The 21,488-nt window shown below is 42.0% G+C and carries 16 protein-coding genes and 1 tRNA gene; 9 read left to right on the top strand and 8 right to left on the bottom strand.

What is annotated here, in order from left to right; all coding sequences use genetic code 11:
* On the bottom strand, positions 1-210 hold a 210-nt coding region (locus tag VB740_RS29625; RefSeq protein WP_323203413.1), incomplete at its 3' end, for a hypothetical protein.
* A 279-nt stretch (positions 211-489) separates the two neighbouring features.
* Here VB740_RS29625 and gor point away from each other — a divergent pair.
* The 3 genes from gor to VB740_RS29610 all read left to right on the top strand — a co-directional run bounded on the left by gor (position 490) and on the right by VB740_RS29610 (position 3,840).
* Positions 490-1,866, top strand: a complete 1,377-nt coding sequence (gene gor / locus VB740_RS29620) for a glutathione-disulfide reductase (protein ID WP_323203412.1) — start codon at positions 490-492, stop codon at positions 1,864-1,866.
* Between the two features lie 82 nt (positions 1,867-1,948).
* Positions 1,949-2,590 (top strand): YqiA/YcfP family alpha/beta fold hydrolase, encoded by a 642-nt coding sequence (locus VB740_RS29615; protein ID WP_323203416.1) that lies wholly within the window; start codon positions 1,949-1,951, stop codon positions 2,588-2,590.
* A gap of 104 nt (positions 2,591-2,694) precedes the next feature.
* On the top strand, positions 2,695-3,840 hold the full coding sequence (locus VB740_RS29610) for a histidinol-phosphate transaminase (RefSeq protein ID WP_323203415.1): 1,146 nt from the start codon (positions 2,695-2,697) through the stop codon (positions 3,838-3,840).
* 8 nt (positions 3,841-3,848) lie between these two features.
* Here the strand turns inward: VB740_RS29610 and VB740_RS29605 are convergent, their stop codons facing one another.
* Together VB740_RS29605 and VB740_RS29600 are read right to left on the bottom strand one after the other, a co-directional pair.
* The gene (locus VB740_RS29605) at positions 3,849-4,403 is read right to left on the bottom strand and encodes a hypothetical protein (RefSeq protein WP_323203411.1); all 555 of its coding nucleotides are present in this window, start codon (positions 4,401-4,403) and stop codon (positions 3,849-3,851) included.
* Positions 4,404-5,015: 612 nt separating this feature from the next.
* Positions 5,016-5,648 carry a GNAT family N-acetyltransferase gene (locus tag VB740_RS29600; RefSeq protein ID WP_416290894.1) on the bottom strand — a complete coding sequence of 211 codons (633 nt, stop codon included), beginning with the start codon at positions 5,646-5,648 and terminating at the stop codon, positions 5,016-5,018.
* A gap of 1,021 nt (positions 5,649-6,669) precedes the next feature.
* Between VB740_RS29600 and VB740_RS29595 the strand changes: the two genes are divergently transcribed.
* The 3 genes from VB740_RS29595 (at position 6,670) to VB740_RS29585 (ending at position 11,595) form a co-directional block, all read left to right on the top strand.
* Positions 6,670-10,194: a response regulator gene (locus tag VB740_RS29595; protein ID WP_323203410.1), complete on the top strand. Its 3,525-nt coding sequence runs from the start codon at positions 6,670-6,672 to the stop codon at positions 10,192-10,194.
* Positions 10,195-10,262: 68 nt separating this feature from the next.
* Complete coding sequence (locus tag VB740_RS29590; RefSeq protein WP_323203409.1) at positions 10,263-11,474, top strand: hypothetical protein; 1,212 nt, start codon at positions 10,263-10,265, stop codon at positions 11,472-11,474.
* A 50-nt stretch (positions 11,475-11,524) separates the two neighbouring features.
* A tRNA-Gly gene (locus VB740_RS29585) sits at positions 11,525-11,595 on the top strand.
* Between the two features lie 356 nt (positions 11,596-11,951).
* Here VB740_RS29585 and pstB read toward each other — a convergent pair.
* From pstB to VB740_RS29565, 4 genes are all read right to left on the bottom strand, one after another.
* Positions 11,952-12,755: a phosphate ABC transporter ATP-binding protein PstB gene (gene pstB, locus VB740_RS29580; protein WP_323203408.1), complete on the bottom strand. Its 804-nt coding sequence runs from the start codon at positions 12,753-12,755 to the stop codon at positions 11,952-11,954.
* A 53-nt stretch (positions 12,756-12,808) separates the two neighbouring features.
* Complete coding sequence (pstA, locus tag VB740_RS29575) at positions 12,809-13,741, bottom strand: phosphate ABC transporter permease PstA (protein ID WP_323203407.1); 933 nt, start codon at positions 13,739-13,741, stop codon at positions 12,809-12,811.
* The gene (pstC, locus tag VB740_RS29570) at positions 13,738-14,679 is read right to left on the bottom strand and encodes a phosphate ABC transporter permease subunit PstC (RefSeq protein ID WP_323203406.1); all 942 of its coding nucleotides are present in this window, start codon (positions 14,677-14,679) and stop codon (positions 13,738-13,740) included. Before pstC ends, pstA begins: the two co-directional genes overlap by 4 nt.
* Positions 14,680-14,893: 214 nt before the next feature.
* Positions 14,894-15,964, bottom strand: a complete 1,071-nt coding sequence (locus VB740_RS29565; protein WP_323203405.1) for a PstS family phosphate ABC transporter substrate-binding protein — start codon at positions 15,962-15,964, stop codon at positions 14,894-14,896.
* A gap of 475 nt (positions 15,965-16,439) precedes the next feature.
* Between VB740_RS29565 and VB740_RS29560 the strand changes: the two genes are divergently transcribed.
* The gene (locus VB740_RS29560; RefSeq protein ID WP_323203404.1) at positions 16,440-17,027 is read left to right on the top strand and encodes a biotin transporter BioY; all 588 of its coding nucleotides are present in this window, start codon (positions 16,440-16,442) and stop codon (positions 17,025-17,027) included.
* 379 nt (positions 17,028-17,406) lie between these two features.
* Entirely contained in the window at positions 17,407-17,877 is a 471-nt protein-coding gene (gene lspA / locus VB740_RS29555; RefSeq protein WP_323203403.1) for a signal peptidase II, read from the top strand.
* A gap of 212 nt (positions 17,878-18,089) precedes the next feature.
* On the opposite strand, the gene VB740_RS29550 is transcribed toward lspA, so the two are convergent.
* A complete protein-coding gene (locus tag VB740_RS29550) occupies positions 18,090-18,692 on the bottom strand; it encodes a hypothetical protein (RefSeq protein WP_323203402.1) in 603 nt (200 codons plus the stop codon).
* 430 nt (positions 18,693-19,122) lie between these two features.
* On the opposite strand from VB740_RS29550, the gene VB740_RS29545 reads away from it, so the two are divergent.
* Complete coding sequence (locus VB740_RS29545) at positions 19,123-21,393, top strand: transglycosylase domain-containing protein (RefSeq protein ID WP_323203401.1); 2,271 nt, start codon at positions 19,123-19,125, stop codon at positions 21,391-21,393.
* The last annotated feature ends 95 nt before the right edge of the window (positions 21,394-21,488 follow it).

Raw genomic sequence — 21,488 nt, 5'->3', positions numbered from 1 at the left:
CTGTAACTCCAACAGATCCAACACCTGTAACTCCAACAGATCCAACACCTGTAACTCCGACAGATCCAACACCTGTAACTCCGACAGATCCAACACCTGTAACTCCAACAGATCCAACACCTGTAACTCCGACAGACTCTCCAAGCACATAAAACTGCTAATGGGGATACAAGACGCTCTGCGATCGCCGAACGCGATTGGTTTCGTCATAGTTTTGCGTAAGTCCTGTGGAACTTAGCTCTTCCAACGCAGTAGCACAGACTTATGCTCGATACCAAAGACATAACCATGACAAACAACTTTGGTCGCTCTCTCTACAGCAACCAAAGCAAAAAGTGATATTCCCTACGACCAGAGAACATCTGCTAACGCTAGATTAAATCAAGGATAGGACTTACACAGGGTTCACCGGATATCCTTATATAGTTCCATGACGTTTTCTGTGTAAGTTCCCAGGGACTGACTTATTGCTAAAGAGAACATAAATTTATGACTTTTGATTACGACCTGTTTGTAATTGGTGCGGGTTCTGGAGGTTTGGCGGCTTCCAAACGGGCGGCTAGCTATGGGGCAAAGGTAGCGATCGCAGAAAATGATTTAGTTGGTGGTACTTGTGTGATTCGCGGTTGCATTCCCAAAAAACTCATGGTCTATGGCTCTCACTTTCCTGCACTGTTCAGTGAAGCCTCAGGCTATGGCTGGAAAGTGGGGAATGCTGAGTTGGACTGGGAGCATTTCATTACATCTATAGATAAGGAAGTTCGGCGACTGTCACAACTACACATCAGCTTTTTAGAAAAAGCCGGAGTGGAACTAATTTCGGGTCGTGCCACATTGCTAGACCCCCATACAGTAGAAGTTGATGGACGCAAAGTTACAGCAGACAAAATTTTAATTGCTGTTGGCGGGCGTCCCATCAAACCCGATTTACCAGGGATGGAATATGGCATTACCTCTAACGAAATCTTTCATCTCAAAGAACAACCAAAACACATCGTCATTCTTGGCGCTGGTTACATTGGCATAGAATTTGCCTGTATCATGCGTGGCTTGGGTTCTGAGGTGACGCAAATTACCAGAGGTGAAAAGATATTGAAGGGATTTGATGAGGACATCCCTACAGAAATTGAACAGGGAATGACGAACCACGGAATTCGGCTGATTAAGAATAATGTGGTAAAAACAGTTGAACGCGTGCCGGAAGGTTTTAAACTGACTTTATCAGGGGAAGACCAAGAACCAGTAATTGCCGACGTATTTTTAGTAGCGACTGGTCGAACTCCCAATGTAGATGGACTAGGTTTGGAAAATGCTGGAGTTGATGTTGTCGATAGTTCTATAGAAGGGCCAGGCTACAATACCACAAATGCGATCGCAGTCAATGAATATAGTCAAACTAGTCAATCGAATATTTTTGCCGTTGGCGATGTCACAGACCGAATCAATTTAACTCCCGTAGCCATTGGCGAGGGCCGTGCCTTTGCAGATAGTGAATTCGGCAATAACCGCCGCGAATTTAGTCACGAAACTGTTCCCACAGCCATATTTTCTAGCCCAGAAGCCGCTACAGTAGGCTGGACAGAAGCCGAAGCACGGGAAAAACTCGGTGATGCCGTCAAAATTTTTCGCACTCGTTTTCGCCCCATGTACCATAGTTTGACTGATAAGCAAGAGAAGACAATGATGAAGTTAGTGGTTGATAGCAACACTGACAAAGTGCTGGGCGCTCACATGGTGGGTGAAAACGCAGCTGAGATAATTCAAGGTGTAGCGATCGCTGTGAAGATGGGCGCAACTAAAAAAGACTTTGACGCCACCGTTGGTATCCATCCCTCCGCAGCCGAAGAATTTGTCACAATGCGATAACTAGGTCATTTGTCATTTGTCATTTGTCTTTTGAAATCACAATTGACAAATGACTAAGGACAACCTTAACGGGAAAACTTTGATGCCCACCCAGTATATCTACTTGCACGGCTTCGCTTCCAGCCCTAATTCTGTCAAAGCGCGGGATATTGGCGATCGCTTTGCTCAAATTCAAACAAAGCTAAAAATTCCCGATCTAAATGCTGGCGATTTTTCCCAGCTGACAATCACTCGTCAAATTACTCAAGTTACCGCAGAATTCAGTAATAATTCTACGCCAGTAACACTCATTGGCTCAAGTTTAGGCGGCTTGACAGCTGCCCACTTGGGACAGCAAGATTTACAAGTACAACATCTTGTGCTGCTAGCACCAGCTTTTGGGTTTTTATCCCATTGGTTGCCCAAGATAGGAGATGAAGAAGTACAGCGTTGGCAGCAAGAAAAATATATCATGGTCTACCACTATGGGGAGGAGCGAAAGCTTCCCTTAAGTTACGATTTTGTTACAGATGCTGCCCAATACCAAGAGGAGTTTTTGCAACGTCCTATCCCCACCTTGATTTTGCATGGAAAAAAGGATGAAGTCATCCCCATCGAAGTCAGTCGTGACTTTAGGCGTTCGCGTCCTTGGGTTGAGTTAGTCGAACTAAATAGTGACCACGCCTTAGGTAATGTTATGGAAGAAATTTGGCAGGCAATTCGCCTCTTTTGCCAATTACCTTGAAGCTGTAAAATATTAGACTCTCACATAAATAATGTCCTTAGTCATTTGTCCTTATTAGTTACCAATGACTAATGACTAACGACCAATGACTAATGACTAAAATTATGCTTCCCTTTATCCGATCAGATTTAGCTCAACTTAACGCGTACAAACCTCACCCTAGCAGCGATACAGCCGAATCTGTCCCAGCGCAATTTGATCGGTTGGATACAAATGAAAGCCCATACGATTTACCACCTGAGTTAAAAGAGAAACTAGCCTGGACGTATCAGCAAGTAATTGAAACAAATCGTTATCCCGATGGCGGACATGAGACACTTAAAGATGCGATCGCCGAATATGTAAATGAATCAGCCGGTCTCTCGCTATTCAATACTGCCGCCAATATTTCTGTTGGAAATGGTTCAGATGAGTTGATCCGCTCTATATTAATCGCCACCTGTCTAGGAAGAGAAGGTTCAATTCTAGTTGCCAATCCCACTTTCTCTATGTACGGAATTTTGGCACAAACTTTGGGTATTCCTGTAGTGACGGTGGGTAGAAATGAAACAAATTTTGAAATTGACTTAAAAGCCGCCCAGGCTGCGATCGAACAAACTCAAAATCCCCCTATTCGCGTAGTTTTTGTAGTGCATCCCAATTCACCGACTGCCAATAGCTTAACTGCGGCAGAATTGGCATGGTTAAGAAGTTTGGATAAGCATATTTTGGTAGTAATTGATGAAGCTTACTTTGAATTCAGCCAAACTACCTTAGTAGGTGAATTGGCACAGCGCCCCAATTGGGTGATATTACGCACTTTTTCTAAAGCTTTCCGATTGGCATCTCTCCGTGTTGGCTATTGTGTAGCTCATCCCGAAGCGATCGCTATTTTAGAAAAAGTTCGCTTACCTTACAATCTCCCTAGCTTTTCCATAACAGCAGCATTAGTTGCTTTACAAAACCGCACACTCTTACTGGAGTCAATTCCCCAAACCCTGAGTGAACGAGCCAAAATCATCGAAATTTTATCCCAGCAACCAGAACTACAAATTACCGCAAGCGCTGCTAATTTTATTTACCTGCGTCTTAAACCAAATGGCTTAAATTCACAAGATGCTGCCTTAAAAGCTTTCCATCAGAAACTTAGAACACTCGGCACAATTGTGCGATGCATTAGCGGAGGATTGCGAATTACTGTAGGTACAATAGAGGAAAATACCCGCACCGTTAATCGAGTACAAGCTGTTTTGGCAAATTTGGAATTTTAGCAATTCACTCAATAATTAAATCGGTTGTCTACCTCAGTGCCCAAACGGCGCACTACTCCAACTGTTTGTGGCAGCACACCTACTAAAAGAGCAAAAGCAACATCCGGCAAAAGAGCTACTAATTGTGGTGGGAAGTATTGTTCAAATTGATCGAGAATTTTTTGAACTCGCTGCCCAGCCACAGGGTTTTCTGTAATTTGTTTGATCAATCGAATCCACTGTCGCCTAATCAAGTAAGCCTTCTGACGTTCTTCATTAGATTCGGGAGTTAATAAAGACAGATTACCTATAGGCAGTGCCCTTTGGCAATCACAATCGTAATCTCCACCTACAGCAGCCCCAGGGCCAGCAAACTCCGCATGGTAGCGTTTAAAGAGGATTAATCCATTTCGTCTACGACTATTGACGATGAAAACTTCTCCACTGTGTAAACGTGTAAGGATATCCGAGCCTTGCGATTGCTCAGTTCCATCTGCCATCACAAGAGAGTCAAGGAAACTAGTTTCAGGATAATAAGTTGATACCATAGCGGTCTGATAGCGCCGATGCTGTTCGCTATCCATGTTTTTTAAACTTTCAACGAATTTGGTAGTAGTATGCACTTCAAGACGGAACTAGCTGTTATGTCAAATCAGGTTTTTGAATTCTTTATATTATCAAGAGTCTTTTGGTCAATTTAACTAAAGATAGTAATAAATAGGCATTCTCTAAAAATTGAGTAATCATATTTTATGAGATATAACTAGATTTGTCTTCAAATTCAGAGAGTGTTTTCTTAAAGTTTTTATAAAGATGAATATCTTAATTAAAAAGTTATTATGAGCTATTGCTATTTTCCTAAGGTAAATTGTACAGCTATATTCCATTATAATGAATTTATTTATCTATATAAAATACTTTAAAATATTTTTTATATAACAGCCAATAAAAAAGACAAAATTCAATTAGTTAAGATAAGTTATACAAAGTTTTATTATTAATATTACGAGTAAGGATAATTGTAAAAATTTCAAAACAAATATCCTGAAAAAATTGCCATATAGATATATCTAGCTATTTAGATATATCTAGCTTAGTTTTTAATTAGATTAATTTGTGTTTTAATTGTTGATATCAGTGATAAATTTTTTACAAATTAATTACAAACTCAAAATTTATTCTGACCAGAATAAATTTCAAATAGTGGACTCAGCACTCAGATGCTTGTGCAATAACATTTGGCTTGAGCGTCTTAAAAAAAATGTATTCCAATTCGATTCAACTTTATGCACCCGATATCCCAGCTTGAAATAAAGTTGCCTTGCTTGATGGTTATTTTCTAAAACGTGGAGATATAAGTCTTGAAATCCCCACTCACGAGAAACTTTTTCACAGCTAGTCAGTAGACCGGAAGCCACACCATGTCTACGGTATTGTGGATGAACCGCTAAATTGGATAAGTAAGGAAAACCCATGCCAAACTGGCTCCACGAATCACTGTAACGTACACCCACTTCTACACTTCCCACTAAGTTATTAGCAGCACCAGTAGTAGCTTCAAAGGCGACTAAGCAAATATGACGCGATGGAGGTGATGCCATGCGATGCCTTAAGTCTTCGTAAATACCCAAACGTAACAATGGAAAAGCCCATCCCCACATACCCTGTTGAGAGTGAAAGCTTTCAGCAATAATTTGAGAAACACCAATCAAATCAGCAGGTGTAGCTGTACGAATTTGAAATTGGCAGCAAGCTGGATCGATTGGCTGTTGCTGGTATGGATGAAAAAACCGATATTTCAAGGCTAGTTCAGTATTGATTTTATTCAACGAAAAATTTTTCAAATATTCTCAAACACCGTTTAAACTGAAGAAAAAATTTGTATCTGCCTCAGAGATTGAACTGGCTTAAGATTGCTAATTCGCTTTTCCTTCTAGAGGATACAAAGTTTTACACTTTAGTTTGAGGCTTTATAGCCTGTATTTTTGAAAAACTCTTATGAGTTACAGCTTCATCAAGCTACAATCTTAAATTCAGTAGGTTCAAATGCGTCCTTGGCTTTACGTAGGGAGGATATGAGTCTGTTTACCACAAAAACATCTGTAAAGTATTACAGGTTTAGGTGAATGGGTAGATAAATAGCATAACCTGTGCGTAGACATTACCTACAAAATTGTTAAGTAAGTACATTACTGACAAACTGTAGTTGCAAACCACCTTTGGTTGCAGTACTGAAATTATTTATGCAATTGCCGCTATACAAACAGAACTTTACTGCTAGGTCATAGGAACAAGCTGTACAGTTCCTGGGGAAGAATCTGCAAGATTCCTAATCCCCAACTTTTTAACCCTACACTTGTCTTAATGATAGTTCTGATTGCTAAATTAGAAAGAGGTATTTGTCTAATAGTATACTTTGGCTTTAAATATTATTGTTTTAATATTGCTGACTCTACCATGAGTATCATAAATAAAATTTACCTGCAAGTGTTAGTACAACTGTTGCAGAGGGAAAACTTAATATGCAGCTTCATCTGGATTTTTTAGCTAGCTATGAGCGCTGTATGTAATATCAGACATTACTCACAGGAGGTGAAGGAAGACTTGGCAAGCAATCATCGACTCTGTAACACTAAACTGACTATGAAAGCAATTACACTGCACCAACGCAAACGGTAATGGGTATAAGCCATTGAGACGAATTACTGTGAGTAAACGCTCCTACACTCAGCAGTCATCTAGCCATACAGCCTTATTGGTCGAAATGCTCTGCTCTTACCTGACTCAGAAAAATCCTTACCTGATCAGATTATTCTTTATCCGACTGCCGTTGCAGCAGGAAAGCGGTGCATGAAATCCCAAGCAAACAGTAAGCCTAAAATTTTGGTTGTCGATGATGAACCAGACAACCTTGACTTGCTTTACCGCACTTTCTATCGCGACTATAAGGTGCTTAGGGCGAACTCTGGCCCTGCGGCACTCGATCTGCTGGCTCAAGAAGGAGAGGTCGCAGTGATCATCTCCGATCAGCGGATGCCGATGATGAGCGGTACAGAATTTTTGAGCCTAACAGCAACTCAATATCCAGATATTATTCGGATTATTTTAACTGGCTACACCGATGTCGAAGACTTGGTGGAAGCAATCAACGCTGGTAAGGTATTCAAATATGTAACTAAACCGTGGGAAGCAGAGGAACTCAAAGCAGTGGTACGCCAAGCTTTGGATACTCACAATGTCCTCAAAGCTCGCACCCGCGAACTTACCCGCACACTCCGACAAGAATCGCTGCTGAATACTGTCACAAATACGATTCGCAGTGCCTTAGACTATCGCCAAATTTTACAGGCAATTGTAGATACAGTGGGTCATATGTTGGAAGTGGATGTTTGCCTGTTGCGTCCCTTCCAAGATGAGCAGTTAGCGGATAAAGGATTCATTTATCAGAAGGCTCTCTCTGAAGAAGCGGGGGAACAGACACCAACAGAGGTGCAGACAAATAATTCTTCTGCTATGCCTCTTTTGGCTCAGACGGTATGGGAAACCCGCGAAGTCCAGGTGATTCACGATATAACCGATGATGAGCGCATTCACGGTAATACTCCCGAACTGCGCCAACGTGGGGAAGCTTTTGCTGCGGCTAATATTTGTTCTAGTTTAGTTGTGCCATTGATCTGCCAACAAGAATTAATGGCAGTGCTAGCACTACACCAGTGTTCTCTACCTCGCTTCTGGGGGGATGATGAGGTGCAGTTAGTGTTGATGGTGGCAGATCAGGCAGCGTTAGCCTTGTCTCAAGCTTATGCTTACGAACAAGTACGTGCCCTTGCCAAGCGAGAAGCTCTAATTAATACGATTACTAGCGCGATTCGCTCTAGCTTAGACCCCCAAGATATCTTTGCGGCTATCACTCAGCAATTGGGACAAGCCTTACAGGTTGATGGCTGTGTCCTATCTTTGTGGACAGAGGAAGATGAGTTTGTCCAGTGTGTGGGCTTGTATGACAGTTTTCAACAACTGGAAAATTTACATAGGCATAGCCCAACCCAGACATCGCCAGCCCCAGATAATAACTCAAGTAGCAATCATCACCCATTACCACCGAGATTACCCTATTCTCAAGCATCTATACAGGAAAATCCCATCCTCCAACAAATGCTACAAACACATGAACCTGTGGTAATTGGTAATGTGAGCCATTCTCCGTCAGATGTGCAGGCTTTTGATTTGCCATTAAAAATGCCAGCGCGATCGCTAATGTTTGTACCATTATTAGCTGATGGGAAATGTATAGGTAGTATTACTTTACACGAAGGCAAAAAAGTACGTCAGTGGCTATCATCTGATATCGATTTAGCTAAAGCAGTAGCAGCTCAAGCAGCGATCGCTGTCCAGCAGTCACACTTATATCAAAAAACTCGCCAACAAGCTGAACGCTTACTGGAATTAGACAAACAAAAAACTGAATTTTTCCAAAATATCTCCCATGAATTTCGCACACCCATCACGTTGATTCAAGGGCCTTTAGAGTCGGCAGTGGCGGCTGGTGAAGGATTATCTTACTCCCAAAGTGCGATCGCCTTGCGTAACTCCCGTCGCCTACTGCGGCTGGTAAATCAACTCTTGGATTTACAACGCTTGGATGCGGGAAGAATGCAGCCTAGTTTTCGCCCTTGCGATATAGTCGAATTTGTCAGCCAAATTGTAGAATCTTTTCGCCCCTACTGTGAGAAAAAAGGGCTGCATCTCTCTACTCAGTTAGATGAATGTTCTCCGGTGTACTTGGATATGGAAAAATTTGACAAGGTGGTTTACAACCTCCTATCAAATGCTATGAAGTTTACTCCTGAAGGTGGCACGATCAGTGTCAGACTAAAATCTGAACACGATCGTTGCATATTGCAAGTACAAGATACAGGGATTGGTATTGTTAAAGAACAAATTCCCCACCTATTTGAGCGTTTCCGCCAAGCTGAAGGTTCAGCAAACCGTTCCTATGAAGGCAGTGGTTTGGGTTTAGCTCTGGTTAAAGAATTGGTAGAATTGCATGGTGGCCAAGTCACTGTAGAATCAGTTTACGGAGAAGGCACTACCTTTAGTTTATGGCTTGTTCCTGGAAATACTCATTTACCTACACAGCAAATACTAGAAACACCTACTGAACTGAACACGAGCCGCGCTAGCGTAGAATTGGCTGATTTAGAACTGGTAGAATCAACAACAGATAATATTGAAGATATTACAATAAATTTCTCCTCCAGTATTGATACTCAAGACTCAGCACTTAAGACTCAGCACTCAATTTTAGTTGTAGATGACAACCCGGATTTACGAACCTATGTATCTGAAATTTTCCGTCGCAACGGCTATCATGTACGCACAGCTCGTAACGGTTATGAAGGGCACAGTATAGCTAAGGAAATTATACCCAACTTGATTGTGACTGACTTAATGATGCCCTTAGTGAGCGGACTTGAGATGATTAAAATGATCCGCCATGAGGAGAAGTTGAAAGGAACACCAATCATTCTGCTGACAGCAAAAATTGACGAGGAAACCCGCATCGAAGGTACAGAACATGGCGCAGATGCTTATTTAGCAAAACCATTCAATGATCGGGAACTTTTAGCGGAAGTTCGGAATCTTTTAGCGTTGAAGGAAAATGAACGGCGAATCGTGGAGTTAAATACTTATCTAACAGAATCGGTGCTAAAGCGCTTTTTGCCGGCTGTATTGGTGCAAAAAGCCGCAACCGGAGATTTAACTTTAGATTTGCGTCCAGAACCACGCTTAATTACAGTCTTGTTTAGTGACATCGTAGGTTTTACACAGCTAGCAAATACTCTTAGATCCCGACGAGTAGCAGAGTTGCTCAATGAATATTTAGAAGCCATGACCAAGGTTGTATTTGGCAATGGCGGCACTGTAGATAAATTTATGGGAGATGCTATCTTGGCTTTATACGGAGCACCAGAAGAACTAACCCCTAATGAACAGGTGCGTCGTGCCATAAATACAGCAAGAGCAATGCACCGCTCACTAGCTGACTTGAACCAGCGCTGGCGAAACCAAGGCGTATTCGATGGTGACAAACTTACTAACGTACAGTTCCGGTGCGGTATCCATCAAGGTACTGCTGTTGTAGGGATGTTTGGTAGCGCTGAACGTGCCGATTATACTGCCATTGGTCCAAGTGTAAATATTGCTGCAAGGTTACAAGCTGCCGCTGTTCCCGGTACTATTCTGGTTTCTGCTGCTGTGGCAGATTATTTGCAAGAAGAAGAAATTACTAAAGGTAGTCCGCTAGAACTTAAAGGAGTAGATGAAACAGTTTTGACTTTCGCTGTTAAACCAGAGCTAATTGTTAATCGCTAAAATTTAGACTGGTATTTTAAAGCATTACTAATGAGTAAGAGTGTTTAATCATATCCAGTTTATATAATATGACACCATCAGTTGCAGATAAAACTCCAATATCAGCCAAGGTCTGGAGGCGGCACACCGACCCACCAGGTTTGTGGATTTCTGTCGTTATAGGTTCAGTTTCTCTGCACTTGCTGGCGTTCTGGCTGATGCGTTCATCTAATGCATTTAGTCTGTGGTTTCCCCAACAAAGTCAATCTGCTGTTCCCATTGAATTGATAGACATTGCTCCTAAAACAAAATTAATAACCAAATCCAAAACAACAGCCAAAACAGTTTCGCCAAAACCACTATCCTCAACTCAAAAGTTTGTACCAGCACGTTCACCACAAACAGCACGGACTACGCCCAGAAATCAAGATTTTGGTGCAATAAATTCTGCGGATAATCTCCAGCAAAAGAGCCGGATTTATGCCTCTCAACCTAATCGCCAACAGAGAGTTCCTACGCCGACGCCAACAACGACACCTACAGCCACACCGACACCGACCCCAACACCAAAATCTACACCTACAGTTCCAGTCGGTAATCTACCTTGGAACCGCCGTCAAGAAATCAAACTGGGAAAGGGAACGTTACTACCAACAGGTATTCCATCAAATCCACCAGTTTCGGAAGCTGAAAATAGAGAAACGCCACGCACCTCCACTCAGAAAACTTCACCAACGCCAACAACTCCAACTCAAGAAACTCCGCCAACTCCTACCAGACCAACGCCAACAACTTCAACTCAAGAAACTCCACCAACTCCTACTAGACCAACTCCAACAACTTCAACTCAAGAAACTCCACCAACTCCTACCAGACCAACGCCAGCAACTCCTTCTGAGGGAGCATCGGTAGCAATCGTAGCTCCTATACTTAGAGATGAAGTGAGTAAATTAATACAATCAGGAAGATTACGACAAGATGCTTTACCCGATGTTATCGCTTCATACAGGGGAAGCAATACCAAACAATTAGACTCAAGTTTTCTTCCCCGCGATTCTGAAGTTAAGCCTGCACAAATACTTGCTAGCTTAATAATTGATCACAATGGCAACTTTCAACAGGCTGTAGTTATAGAGATAGAACCAGCAACACTACAAAGTGAAAAAAGTACATATGAGCGAGTTCTCAATGATGTTTTCCAAACAGAAAACTTTCTTGCTGCTCACAACAACGATGGCACAAAACCCGATTTGAGCAATTTATTTGTACGTATAAAAATCCAACCTGTCAATTCCAACTAAATACTTGAATTTTTACAAAAACTATGTTATGTTTACATAGTTGGAAATTTGCGGGCGTAGTTTAGTGGTAAAACTATAGCCTTCCAAGCTATTAATGCGGGTTCGATTCCCGCCGCCCGCTTAGAAAAAGCTCGGAAATGCACTAAAACAGGTCTAAATTAGCCAGATGTGGCTTAAGGAAATTGTTGAAGGTAGGCAAACTTCGTCCACAGTGTACTGATGTAAGAAGTAAGTCTGGACTTGATAAAATAAAAAATAAACAGTTAAAACATAACTGTTTAAATCATGGAATGCCTACTCTTTAGTTATCATACAACTTACAGTTAGATTATAAATAGCAAGCCAATACTAGTACTGTGCGTGCTATGTGTAAGCGATCGCTAACTTTGACAAACAAATAAAAAAACTAGAGGAATATCGCACACCTTTCATTTTCGAGTATTCCTCATTGCTTTAACATCAACGTAAAATATTTCTTTATCCAAATTTGCCGCTGACGTAATCTCGGGTATCTTCCTGTTGAGGGTTGTTGAAAATATTCTCTGTCAAGTTATATTCGACAAGATATCCCATTTTGCTGCCGCTTTCTGTCGCCTGAGCATTAAAAAAGGCTGTCATATCCGACACCCGTGCGGCTTGTTGCATATTGTGGGTAACAATAATAATAGTATATTGCGACTTCAGTTCTTGAAGTAATTCTTCAACCCGCAAAGTTGAAATTGGGTCAAGAGCAGAGCAGGGTTCATCCATTAGCAAAACCTCTGGTTGAATTGCGAGGGCGCGAGCAATGCATAACCGTTGCTGTTGACCACCAGATATAGATAAACCACTTTGTTTGAGTTTATGCTTAACTTCATCCCATAAAGCAGCTTGCCGCAAACTCCGCTCTACCAATTCATCCATATCACCTCGATAACCGTTAATCCGTGCTCCAAAAGCGATATTTTCATAAATCGACTTTGGAAAGGGGTTAGGCTTTTGAAAAACCATCCCAACCCGACGGCGTAATTCTACTGTATCAATTCTTTTATCATGAATATCGGTTTCACCAAAGGTAATTCTTCCTTCAATACGTGCGCCAGGAATCAAGTCATTTAAACGGTTAAAACACCTTAGAACAGTGCTTTTACCGCATCCAGAAGGGCCAATAAGAGCGGTAATTTTGTTTTTGCCGATGTTTAAGTTAACATCACGAACTGCTTTGAAATTACCATAGAAAACAGATAATTGTTCAGCTTGTAAAATATTTTCGGAAGTAGCGGTTCTTGAGCTTGATACCATACAAAAATTCCAGGTTAATACTGAAAATCTACATTTAAATGAAGTTGATTTATTTAGCGTGACTGCTGGAATTTATTGCGTAAAAATATTGCTGTTGAATTCATTAACATCAGCACGATCATCAAAACAACAATGCCAGCAGCAGCATTCTGGTGAAACTCTACTTGAGGGCGAGAAACCCAATCAAAAATTTGAATTGGCAGTGCTGTAAAAGAGCTTTGCAAACCCTGTGGAGAAAGCTGAGGTAAGAAAGTAATAAACCCAACAGCCCCAACTACAATCAAAGGAGCCGTCTCGCCGATCGCTCGTGAAAGTGCCAAAATTGTACCGGTAAGGATACCTGGTAAAGCAATAGGAAAAATTTGTTCTCTAATGATTTGCCACCTATTGGCACCAAGGGCAAAACCTGCTTGCCTTAGGCTATCGGGAACAGCACGCAGTGATTCACGAGTGGTAATAATGATAATTGGTAGAATCAACAAACTTAAGGTTAAAGCACCAGCTAGCACCGTGCGTCCCCTGGTGATTGGTTCCATCACCCGCACAAAAACTTGCAAGCCCAACAAGCCATAAATAATAGATGGTACTGCGGCTAAATTTGCAATATTGATTTCAATTAAACGAGTAAACCAGTTGTCCTGGGCATACTCTTCCAAGAAAATTCCTGCGCCTACTCCTAAAGGAAAGGAAATTAAGGCAGTTATTACCAACAGCCAAATAGTGCCAACCAAGGGAGCCAATACCCCAGCAGAAGAGGCACGGCGAGAGGAAAAACTGGTAAGAAAAGACCAATTCAAGCGGCCAAGACCGTCAGTTAAGACATCTATGAGCAAAATAGCTAACACCAGCAATGCAAAGGAAGTCGCAACCCAAGTGGCGATCGCAAAAACTTTGTCAAGGTTGTAACGTTTATTGATCGATAGGTCAAAGTTCGGATTTGCCCCAGAGTCAGACAGATTTGTAGACTGAGTATTGCTCTTTGTCATTCGTATTTCTCCCGGAAGCGACGAACAAACCAGTAACTAAAAATATTCAAGGCTAGGGTTATGAGAAATAAAGTCATACCCACCGCAAAAATAGTTTTATAGGCGAGTGAGCCTGCTGGTGTGTCTCCTTTACTTACTTGGACAATGTATGCTGTCATTGTCTGAATTGGCACTAGCGGGTTGAAGCCCAACTGAGGATTTTGACCAGCCGCGATAGTGAGAATCATTGTTTCACCAATGGCGCGGGAAATAGCCAAGATAAAAGAAGCTACTATCCCAGAAAGAGCCGCTGGTAATACTACTGAAATAATTGTTTCCCGCTTGGTTGATCCTAATGCATAAGCACCTTCCCGCAAACTACGCGGAACGGAATAAAGAGCGTCTTCACTCAACGAAGCTACCAAAGGAATAATCGAAATTCCCAGCACTAAACCCGCACTCAAAGCATTGAATCCCTGCATTCCAGGGATGAATGTTTGTAGGAATGGTGTAACTGTGAACAGTGCAAAGTAACCAAACACTACTGTAGGTACCCCTGCCAATACTTCTAGGGCTGGCTTTAGCCATTTGCGAAGTTTCGCTGGAGCATATTCACTTAAGCAGATAGCAGCTAACAATCCTAGTGGTAATGCTACTGCGATCGCAATTACAGATGTGAGCAATGTGGCGCTAATTAGCACCATGATTCCGAACTGCTTATTAGTAAAGAGTGGTGTCCATTGTGTATCTGTCAAAAACTGCCAGATGGAGACTTCTTGAAAAAATTCAACAGTCTCAAAAATCAGTGTTAAGACAATGCCAATTGTGGTTACAACCGATACGAAAGCAAATAAGGCAAACAGCGCTTTAACGCCAGTTTCCACCCGTTTACTCAAAGTCCGATTGGGCTGCCATAAGTTGGAATTACTTGGTTGATTAGATAACGGGTTGGAAGTCATTTACGGACAACCTCATAAATTCAAACTCTCTTTATGTATATAGCTACACTACCATTCTATGAAAATTGCCCACATGCCGGAAATAAAGCTTACTTTCAAGACATAAGCCTTAAATAAAACTAGTATTAAGAAGCTACTATTTCCAGCTAATAGGGCTTATTGAAAATTGTGCAGATAAACTCACATTCTCAAAAAAGTAATTAGTGGATAACTATTACTTTTCTTGTTTGAGAAGGTCTTTTAGAGTAACGCCCACTTGAGAACCCTTACCCTCAAAAACGGAACCTACTTTTCCACTATTAAAACGTCCCTGAACTTCAGTCAGTAGGTCGCTAGGTAAAGGCACATAGCCCACTTCTGATACTAACTTTTGGTTTGCCGGAGCATAATTGAAATCAACAAAAGCCTTGACTTCAGGACGCGTTGCCGCAGTTTTCTTAACGTAGATAAACTCTGGGCGAGAAAGCGGTTGGTAAGTACCATCGCCTATGGTTTGTGGACTTGGCTGAACACAGCCCTTACCAGCATCAATGCCAACCAGTTTTAACTTCTCTTTGTTGTTCTCATAATAAGCATAGCCAAAGAAAGCTATACCACCTTGGTCAGCGGTCACACCCTGCACCAGAGTGTTGTCATCTTCACTAGCAGTGTAGTCTCCTCGACTTTCCCCTTCCTTACCCACAACTGCTTGAGTGAAATAGTCATAAGTACCAGAATCAGTACCAGGACCGTACAAACCTATTTTCTGAGCAGGAAATTTCGGATTAATTTGGTTCCATTGGGTAATTTTGCCTTGAGCTGCTGGTTCCCACATTCTCTTTAGTTCATCAACTTTGAGGCAACTTGCAAAGTTGTTTTGGGGGTTAACCACTACAGATAGACCATCGTAAGCAATCGGCAATTCGATGTACTCGATGTTACCTTTCTTACAGAGTTCAACTTCTTCCGGCTTAATGGGGCGGGAAGCATTAGAAATATCAGTTTCACCCGCACAGAATTTCTTGAAGCCGCCACCCGTACCAGAGGAAGCCACAGTAACTCGCACTCCAGGATTAGCCTTTTGAAACTCTTCTGCCATCGCCTCAGAAATAGGATAGACGGTACTAGAACCATCTACCTGGACTTTTCCAGATAAATTTGATCCGGCTGCTGTATTGGTGGCTGGGTTAGCGCCGCCATCAGCTGGACTAGAGTTGTTAGAAGCTTGATTGTTATCGCCGCAAGAGCCAATACCAATTGCTAGAGCAACTAGGGGAGCAACCAACTGCACCTTTGAAGAGAACATAAGGATCTTTATAAATGATGCTATGGATTAACAGTATGAACCTTAGCACTCTAGAGTAAGAGGAAGGTTAAGAAACGGTTAAGCAAATGCTAATGCATACTTATAATTTCTAAAGTTTAAAGTTACTAAAAGCACATTTTAAACAGCAAAATACTTTAACGTTTGATATAAATTATACTACGAATTAGTACTAAATAAAGTAAAATGCAAATGATTTGGGTATGGTGTAAATATTTTTTTGAATCAGCATATTTTTAAATGAATTTACTGGTAAAGGTTAGCAATTAAGAAGCAATTTTAAGTTAGGGTATTACGCAGTAAGATTGCAACCCCTCTCTGCTATTTGGGTTCTGCGTATCCTTACTCTTAAGCGAACTAGCAGTGTAAGCAAAGCTAAGGTGGGAGAGTTCGTATATTAATGTTTATACTGGTTGCTGTTGGTTTTCCCTTTTGCCTTTCCTTGGTTGCCTGATAAATGTTTGCTGCTTCCAATCAATTACTATGGTCCATGATCGGCTTACTCCTGACAATGGGTGGCACTTTCCTAGAAGCTTATGGCATCACCTTACCCTGGAATTGGAGTAAGCACGGAATTCAGACTTTTTCTTTAGGTGTCACTTTTCAAATTGGCGCAGTGCTACTGGTAGGTTGTTTAGGGGGCAAAAATGCTGGTGCGCTCTCGCAAATTGCTTATTTAGTCATGGGTTTAACCTTATTACCTGTATTTGCTGATGGTGGGGGTATCGGTTATATAAAGTTATCTCAATTTGGCTATTTGCTAGGCTTCATTCCTGGAGCTTGGATTTGTGGCTTGTTCGCTTTTAAAGCTAGACCTCGACTAGAAACTCTCGCCTTTAGTTGCATCTGTGGCTTGTTAACTCTTCACATATGCGGTATTACTTACTTGATTATTAGCTATATTTTTCAGTGGAAAGGCACAGAAAATATACCCTTAATGCAAGCAATCCTCAGATACTCCTGGTTTGCGCTACCAGGGCAACTAACTGTGGTCTGTGCCGTTACTGTAATAGCATATGTATTGCGTCACTTAATGTTTTATTAGTTCATTGTCCTTCGTCCTTTGTCATTTGTCAAAAGCTCATGACTAATGACCAATGAATAACCTTTACACGTGACCTGTTTCGCCTTCGGCGTCTCATCTTCTGCCAAAGCTATCCATTAGCCGGATCTTTCTTAATATTTGCAAGAGTATTCACTCACATTTTTTCTAACTCTAATTAGTTCGTTGTTAATTCTCAATAAAAAGCTAATTTAGCGAGAAGATTAAGAATTAACTTGTCAAGTATGCCTGAAATTAGTATGCCCGTACCTCTACGGGTAAGCAAGCTACGTGTAGCGTCTCCTTTAGGAGCAGGGCTGTAGGAAGAAGACTGTGCTGGTCCACTAATGACCAATGACCAATAACCAATGACCAATTCGCTATGCGTTTAAAAAATCGCCTTTTCTGGATCGCTGCTTTCATAGCTTTTTTCTTAGACCAAATAACAAAATACTGGGTGGTGCAAACCTTTAACTTGGGGCAGACACTACCACTCTTACCTGGGATATTTCACTTCACTTATGTCACTAACACTGGTGCTGCTTTTAGTCTGTTAAGTGGGAAAGTAGAGTGGTTGCGCTGGCTATCTTTAGGAGTGAGTTTAGTATTGATAGCGTTGGCTTTGTTTGGCCCAACGTTAAATTTGTGGGATCAGTTGGGCTATGGCTTGATTTTAGGTGGAGCTATGGGCAACGGTATTGATCGCTTTGTTTTAGGTTATGTCGTTGATTTTCTTGATTTTCGCCTGATTAACTTTGCTGTATTTAATGTGGCTGATTCATTTATTAGTATTGGTATAGTTTGCCTGTTAATTGGTTCCTTGCAAAAAACACCGACTTCAACTGGCAGGTAGCATTAAACTATTAAGCCTGGGATGATTAATCCCAGGCTATTGATTACTGAAACCCTTGCTCAGTAATATATGCGAATACTTGATTTCTTAATCCCAGCGATTTTTATTTGTTTGTTATTTTACACCAGTTTGCATAACTGGTGTAAGAGGTCAAAATGCGCTGGCGATCGCTAATGGCAAACTAGTATTCAAATTATGCCCCAGCTTTTAATTTAATTACCTGTAGCAGGAGTATTTGGCGAACTAGAGCCTGGAACTGTGCTGGGAGAATTCATACCTGGTTCGGTAGTGCTGTCAGGAGTAACAGACTCAGGTGAAGTTGAGCTTCCTGGTTCGGTAGTGCTGTCAGGAGTACCAGACTCAGATGGGGTGACGGTTCCTGGTGCTGGATTTAAATTGCTAGGAGCGCCAGGTTGTTGATTTGGGGTAATGGTTCCTGGTGCTGGAGTGCTTTCAGGAGTGCCAGATTCAGGTACTGTTATAGTTCCTGGTGTAGTGGTGCTATCAGGAGTAGTGATGCTATCAGGAGTGGTGGTGCTACCAGGCGTAGTTTCTGCTGGTACCGTTTCTGCTGGTGTCGTAGTGCTACTAGGAGCGCTAGGCGTGCCTGTACCACCGCCACAGCGGGAGTTGAGCGGAAAATACTCGCACAGAATTTTCATCCCTTCTGGCGACATCTTAATTTCCGCGGGTGTACTGGTGGAGTCGCTACTGGATTGGGCTATGGGGGATTTACTGGATTCAGCTACAGCAATGTTAGCACTGAGCGCTAAAGATAGAGCTGTACCAATCATGGTCAGAGATTTTCCCATCATTCTGAAATTAACCTCAACGGAACACTCGCCCCATTAAAGCAGACAATAGGATTTAGAAAATCTTCCTAAATGAATATATTTAAGTTTGTTTCAGAATATGTGGATATGTAAATTGGTAAAAATTAAATCTGTTCTTGATTAAGGTCTAGTGTTCAATAATACAATATAAAAACTATTATTAAAGTAGTTATTCAACTAGCAATAGTAGATAATGCAAGCTTTTTAGAAAAGAGACAAAATTTATGTCTTTGTAAAGAAGTGACGAAAATAACAAATTAATTCCGCTCGTAAGGCGTATTTAAGTATAAATTAGGACTAAAAATACCGTATAACTAATTTCTGCTTTGGCTTATGAGTAAAATGATGAAAGACTAACATCTAAATTTTAATTCGCCTGATTCTTCACTAAAAAGTGTGATGTGAATAGCCGATGAGTTTTCCTCAACCCCCTCAAAAGCCACAAACGTTACTTGGTCAGCTGACTCAAGCAGTACATACTATTCAAGCTAGGGTCGATTTTTCTAAATTGGCGCTCAAACCTAATGCCAAAGTACCGGAACTCTGGGTGCAGGATGCGGGGGCGGATAAAGCAGAGGTATATCCACTGTTGGGCGATCGCTATATTCTAGGTCGTAGCTCAAAATCCAGCGATATCGTCATCCGTAATCCTGTTGTCAGCCAAATTCACCTGTCGCTATCACGGAATTCTACTCAACGAACACCAGTTTTCGTCATCAAAGACGAAAACTCCACCAATGGTATTTATCGTGGCAAGCGTCGTGTTAATTCCCTGGAACTGCGTCACGGCGATATTCTGACTCTGGGACCTCCAGAACTCGCCGCTTCTGTGCGGTTGCAATACGTCGACCCACCAGCCTGGTATGTCAAAGCTGCAAATTGGACAGCTTGTGGTGTCGGCGGTGCCAGTGCCCTGTTAGCGTTAGTGATTGGTGTCGAATGGCTAAAATTTCAAGTTAAACCCCTACCCACAGCTACACGCGCCCCAGTAGTTGTTTACGCCCGTGATGGAGCCACTCCCCTGAGAGAGCCTCGGACTACCTCCCATGTAGACATGAAGCGATTAGAGGAATTTGGCCCTTATTTGCCTGCTGCGGTGGTGGCTTCAGAGGATAGTCGTTATTACTGGCACTTTGGGGTTGATCCTGTAGGGATTTTACGAGCAGTGTTGATCAATAGCCGTAGCGGAGATGTGCAGCAAGGAGCCAGCACTGTTACTCAGCAAGTTGCCCGTAGTTTGTTCCGTGAATATGTAGGCAGACAGGATACCCTTGGACGCAAATTGCGAGAGGCAATTGTTGCCTTAAAGCTCGAAACATTTTACAGCAAAGATGAAATTTTGCTGATGTACTTAAATCGGGTTTTTTTGGGAGGAGATACCTCTGGCTTTGAGGATGCAGCCCAGTATTACTTTGAGAAGCCCGCTAAAGAATTAACCTTGGCACAAGCAGCAACGCTGGTAGGGATTTTACCTGCTCCCAACGCTTTCGATTTCTGTGGGGATGGGCCAAATAAACTAGAAGCAGCCGAATACCGGAATCGCGTGATTAAGCGGTTGCTGGAGATGGGCAAAATTAAACCTGAAGATGCGAACCGAGCTAGACGCTCTACTGTTCAAGTTAGTCCTAAAGTTTGTGAACAGCAGGCTAAGACGATCGCTCCTTATTTTTACAGTTACGTCTTCTCGGAGCTTGAATCAATCTTGGGGGAGGGAGCTGCAAGAGAAGGGAATTATATCATTGAAACCAAGCTTGATCCAGCGATACAGAGTCAAGCAGAAGCAGCATTGAATAATTCGGTAAATAACTCTGGTAGAAATTTTAATTTTTCTCAAGGAGCGGTAGTTACTCTTGACTCTAGTACAGGCAGTATCTTGGCAATGGTAGGCGGAACTGATTACAGAAAAAGTCAATTCAATCGTGCTGTTCAAGCTAAAAGACAACCAGGTTCCACCTTCAAAATTTTTGCTTACACTGCTGCTATTCAACAGGGAATTCCAGAATCAAAAAGTTATTCTTGCGCCGCTTTACCTTGGCAAGGCTTTACTTATAAACCCTGTCGTGCGGGTGCTGACACTCGTTTAGATATTGCCACCGGACTGGCTCTTTCAGAAAATCCCATTGCCCTAAGAGTTGCCAGAGAAGTCGGGCTGAATAAAGTCGTGGCGATGGCAGAGAATTTGGGAATAAAGTCAACCCTTGATCCAGTTCCTGGACTGGTACTAGGTCAAAGTGTGGTCAATGTTTTGGAAATGACTGGTGCCTTTGGCGCTATTGCTAATCGTGGTATACGGAATCCTCCCCATGCGATTAACCGAATTTTAGACAGTGGTGATTGCCGCGATCGCAATGATATCAAAACCTGTCGTGTAATCTACTCCTTCGACCAAGATCCAGATGCCAACAAACGAGTGCTGCCAAATAGTGTAGCCGATGAGATGACTAGTTTGATGCGTGGTGTAGTCACAAGAGGTACTGGTCGTAATGCTGCAATTGGGCTGGGAGAAGCTGGGAAAACAGGCACAACTGATAAAAACGTTGACCTATGGTTCATAGGTTTTATTCCCAGTCGGCGGCTTGTAACTGGTGTCTGGTTGGGAAACGACAATAATTCCCCGACATCTGGTAGCAGCGCTCAAGCAGCTCAGTTGTGGGGAAATTATATGCGGAGAATTACGAGGTAAAGGGGCAATAGGCAATAGGCAATAGGCAATAGGCAATAGACAATAGGCAATAGGCAATAGGCAATAGGCAATAGGCAATAGGCAATAGGCAATAG

Origin of the sequence: Nostoc sp. UHCC 0251 (assembly GCF_034932245.1) — a bacterium.
Classification (GTDB): Bacteria; Cyanobacteriota; Cyanobacteriia; order Cyanobacteriales; family Nostocaceae; genus Nostoc.
The sequence above is the reverse complement of the archived record's forward strand: the minus strand, read 5'-3'. Positions and strand labels throughout refer to the sequence as shown.

What these genes read in the sequence shown, in the direction of transcription:
- gor (WP_323203412.1), top strand. Translation starts at nt 490, where the DNA reads ATGACTTTTGATTACGACCTGTTTGTAATTGGTGCGGGTTCTGGAGGT.
- VB740_RS29615 (WP_323203416.1), top strand. Translation starts at nt 1,949, where the DNA reads ATGCCCACCCAGTATATCTACTTGCACGGCTTCGCTTCCAGCCCTAAT.
- VB740_RS29610 (WP_323203415.1), top strand. Translation starts at nt 2,695, where the DNA reads ATGCTTCCCTTTATCCGATCAGATTTAGCTCAACTTAACGCGTACAAA.
- VB740_RS29605 (WP_323203411.1), bottom strand. Translation starts at nt 4,403, where the DNA reads ATGGATAGCGAACAGCATCGGCGCTATCAGACCGCTATGGTATCAACT.
- VB740_RS29595 (WP_323203410.1), top strand. Translation starts at nt 6,670, where the DNA reads ATGAAATCCCAAGCAAACAGTAAGCCTAAAATTTTGGTTGTCGATGAT.
- VB740_RS29590 (WP_323203409.1), top strand. Translation starts at nt 10,263, where the DNA reads ATGACACCATCAGTTGCAGATAAAACTCCAATATCAGCCAAGGTCTGG.
- pstB (WP_323203408.1), bottom strand. Translation starts at nt 12,755, where the DNA reads ATGGTATCAAGCTCAAGAACCGCTACTTCCGAAAATATTTTACAAGCT.
- pstA (WP_323203407.1), bottom strand. Translation starts at nt 13,741, where the DNA reads ATGACAAAGAGCAATACTCAGTCTACAAATCTGTCTGACTCTGGGGCA.
- pstC (WP_323203406.1), bottom strand. Translation starts at nt 14,679, where the DNA reads ATGACTTCCAACCCGTTATCTAATCAACCAAGTAATTCCAACTTATGG.
- VB740_RS29565 (WP_323203405.1), bottom strand. Translation starts at nt 15,964, where the DNA reads ATGTTCTCTTCAAAGGTGCAGTTGGTTGCTCCCCTAGTTGCTCTAGCA.
- VB740_RS29560 (WP_323203404.1), top strand. Translation starts at nt 16,440, where the DNA reads ATGTTTGCTGCTTCCAATCAATTACTATGGTCCATGATCGGCTTACTC.
- lspA (WP_323203403.1), top strand. Translation starts at nt 17,407, where the DNA reads ATGCGTTTAAAAAATCGCCTTTTCTGGATCGCTGCTTTCATAGCTTTT.
- VB740_RS29550 (WP_323203402.1), bottom strand. Translation starts at nt 18,692, where the DNA reads ATGATGGGAAAATCTCTGACCATGATTGGTACAGCTCTATCTTTAGCG.
- VB740_RS29545 (WP_323203401.1), top strand. Translation starts at nt 19,123, where the DNA reads ATGAGTTTTCCTCAACCCCCTCAAAAGCCACAAACGTTACTTGGTCAG.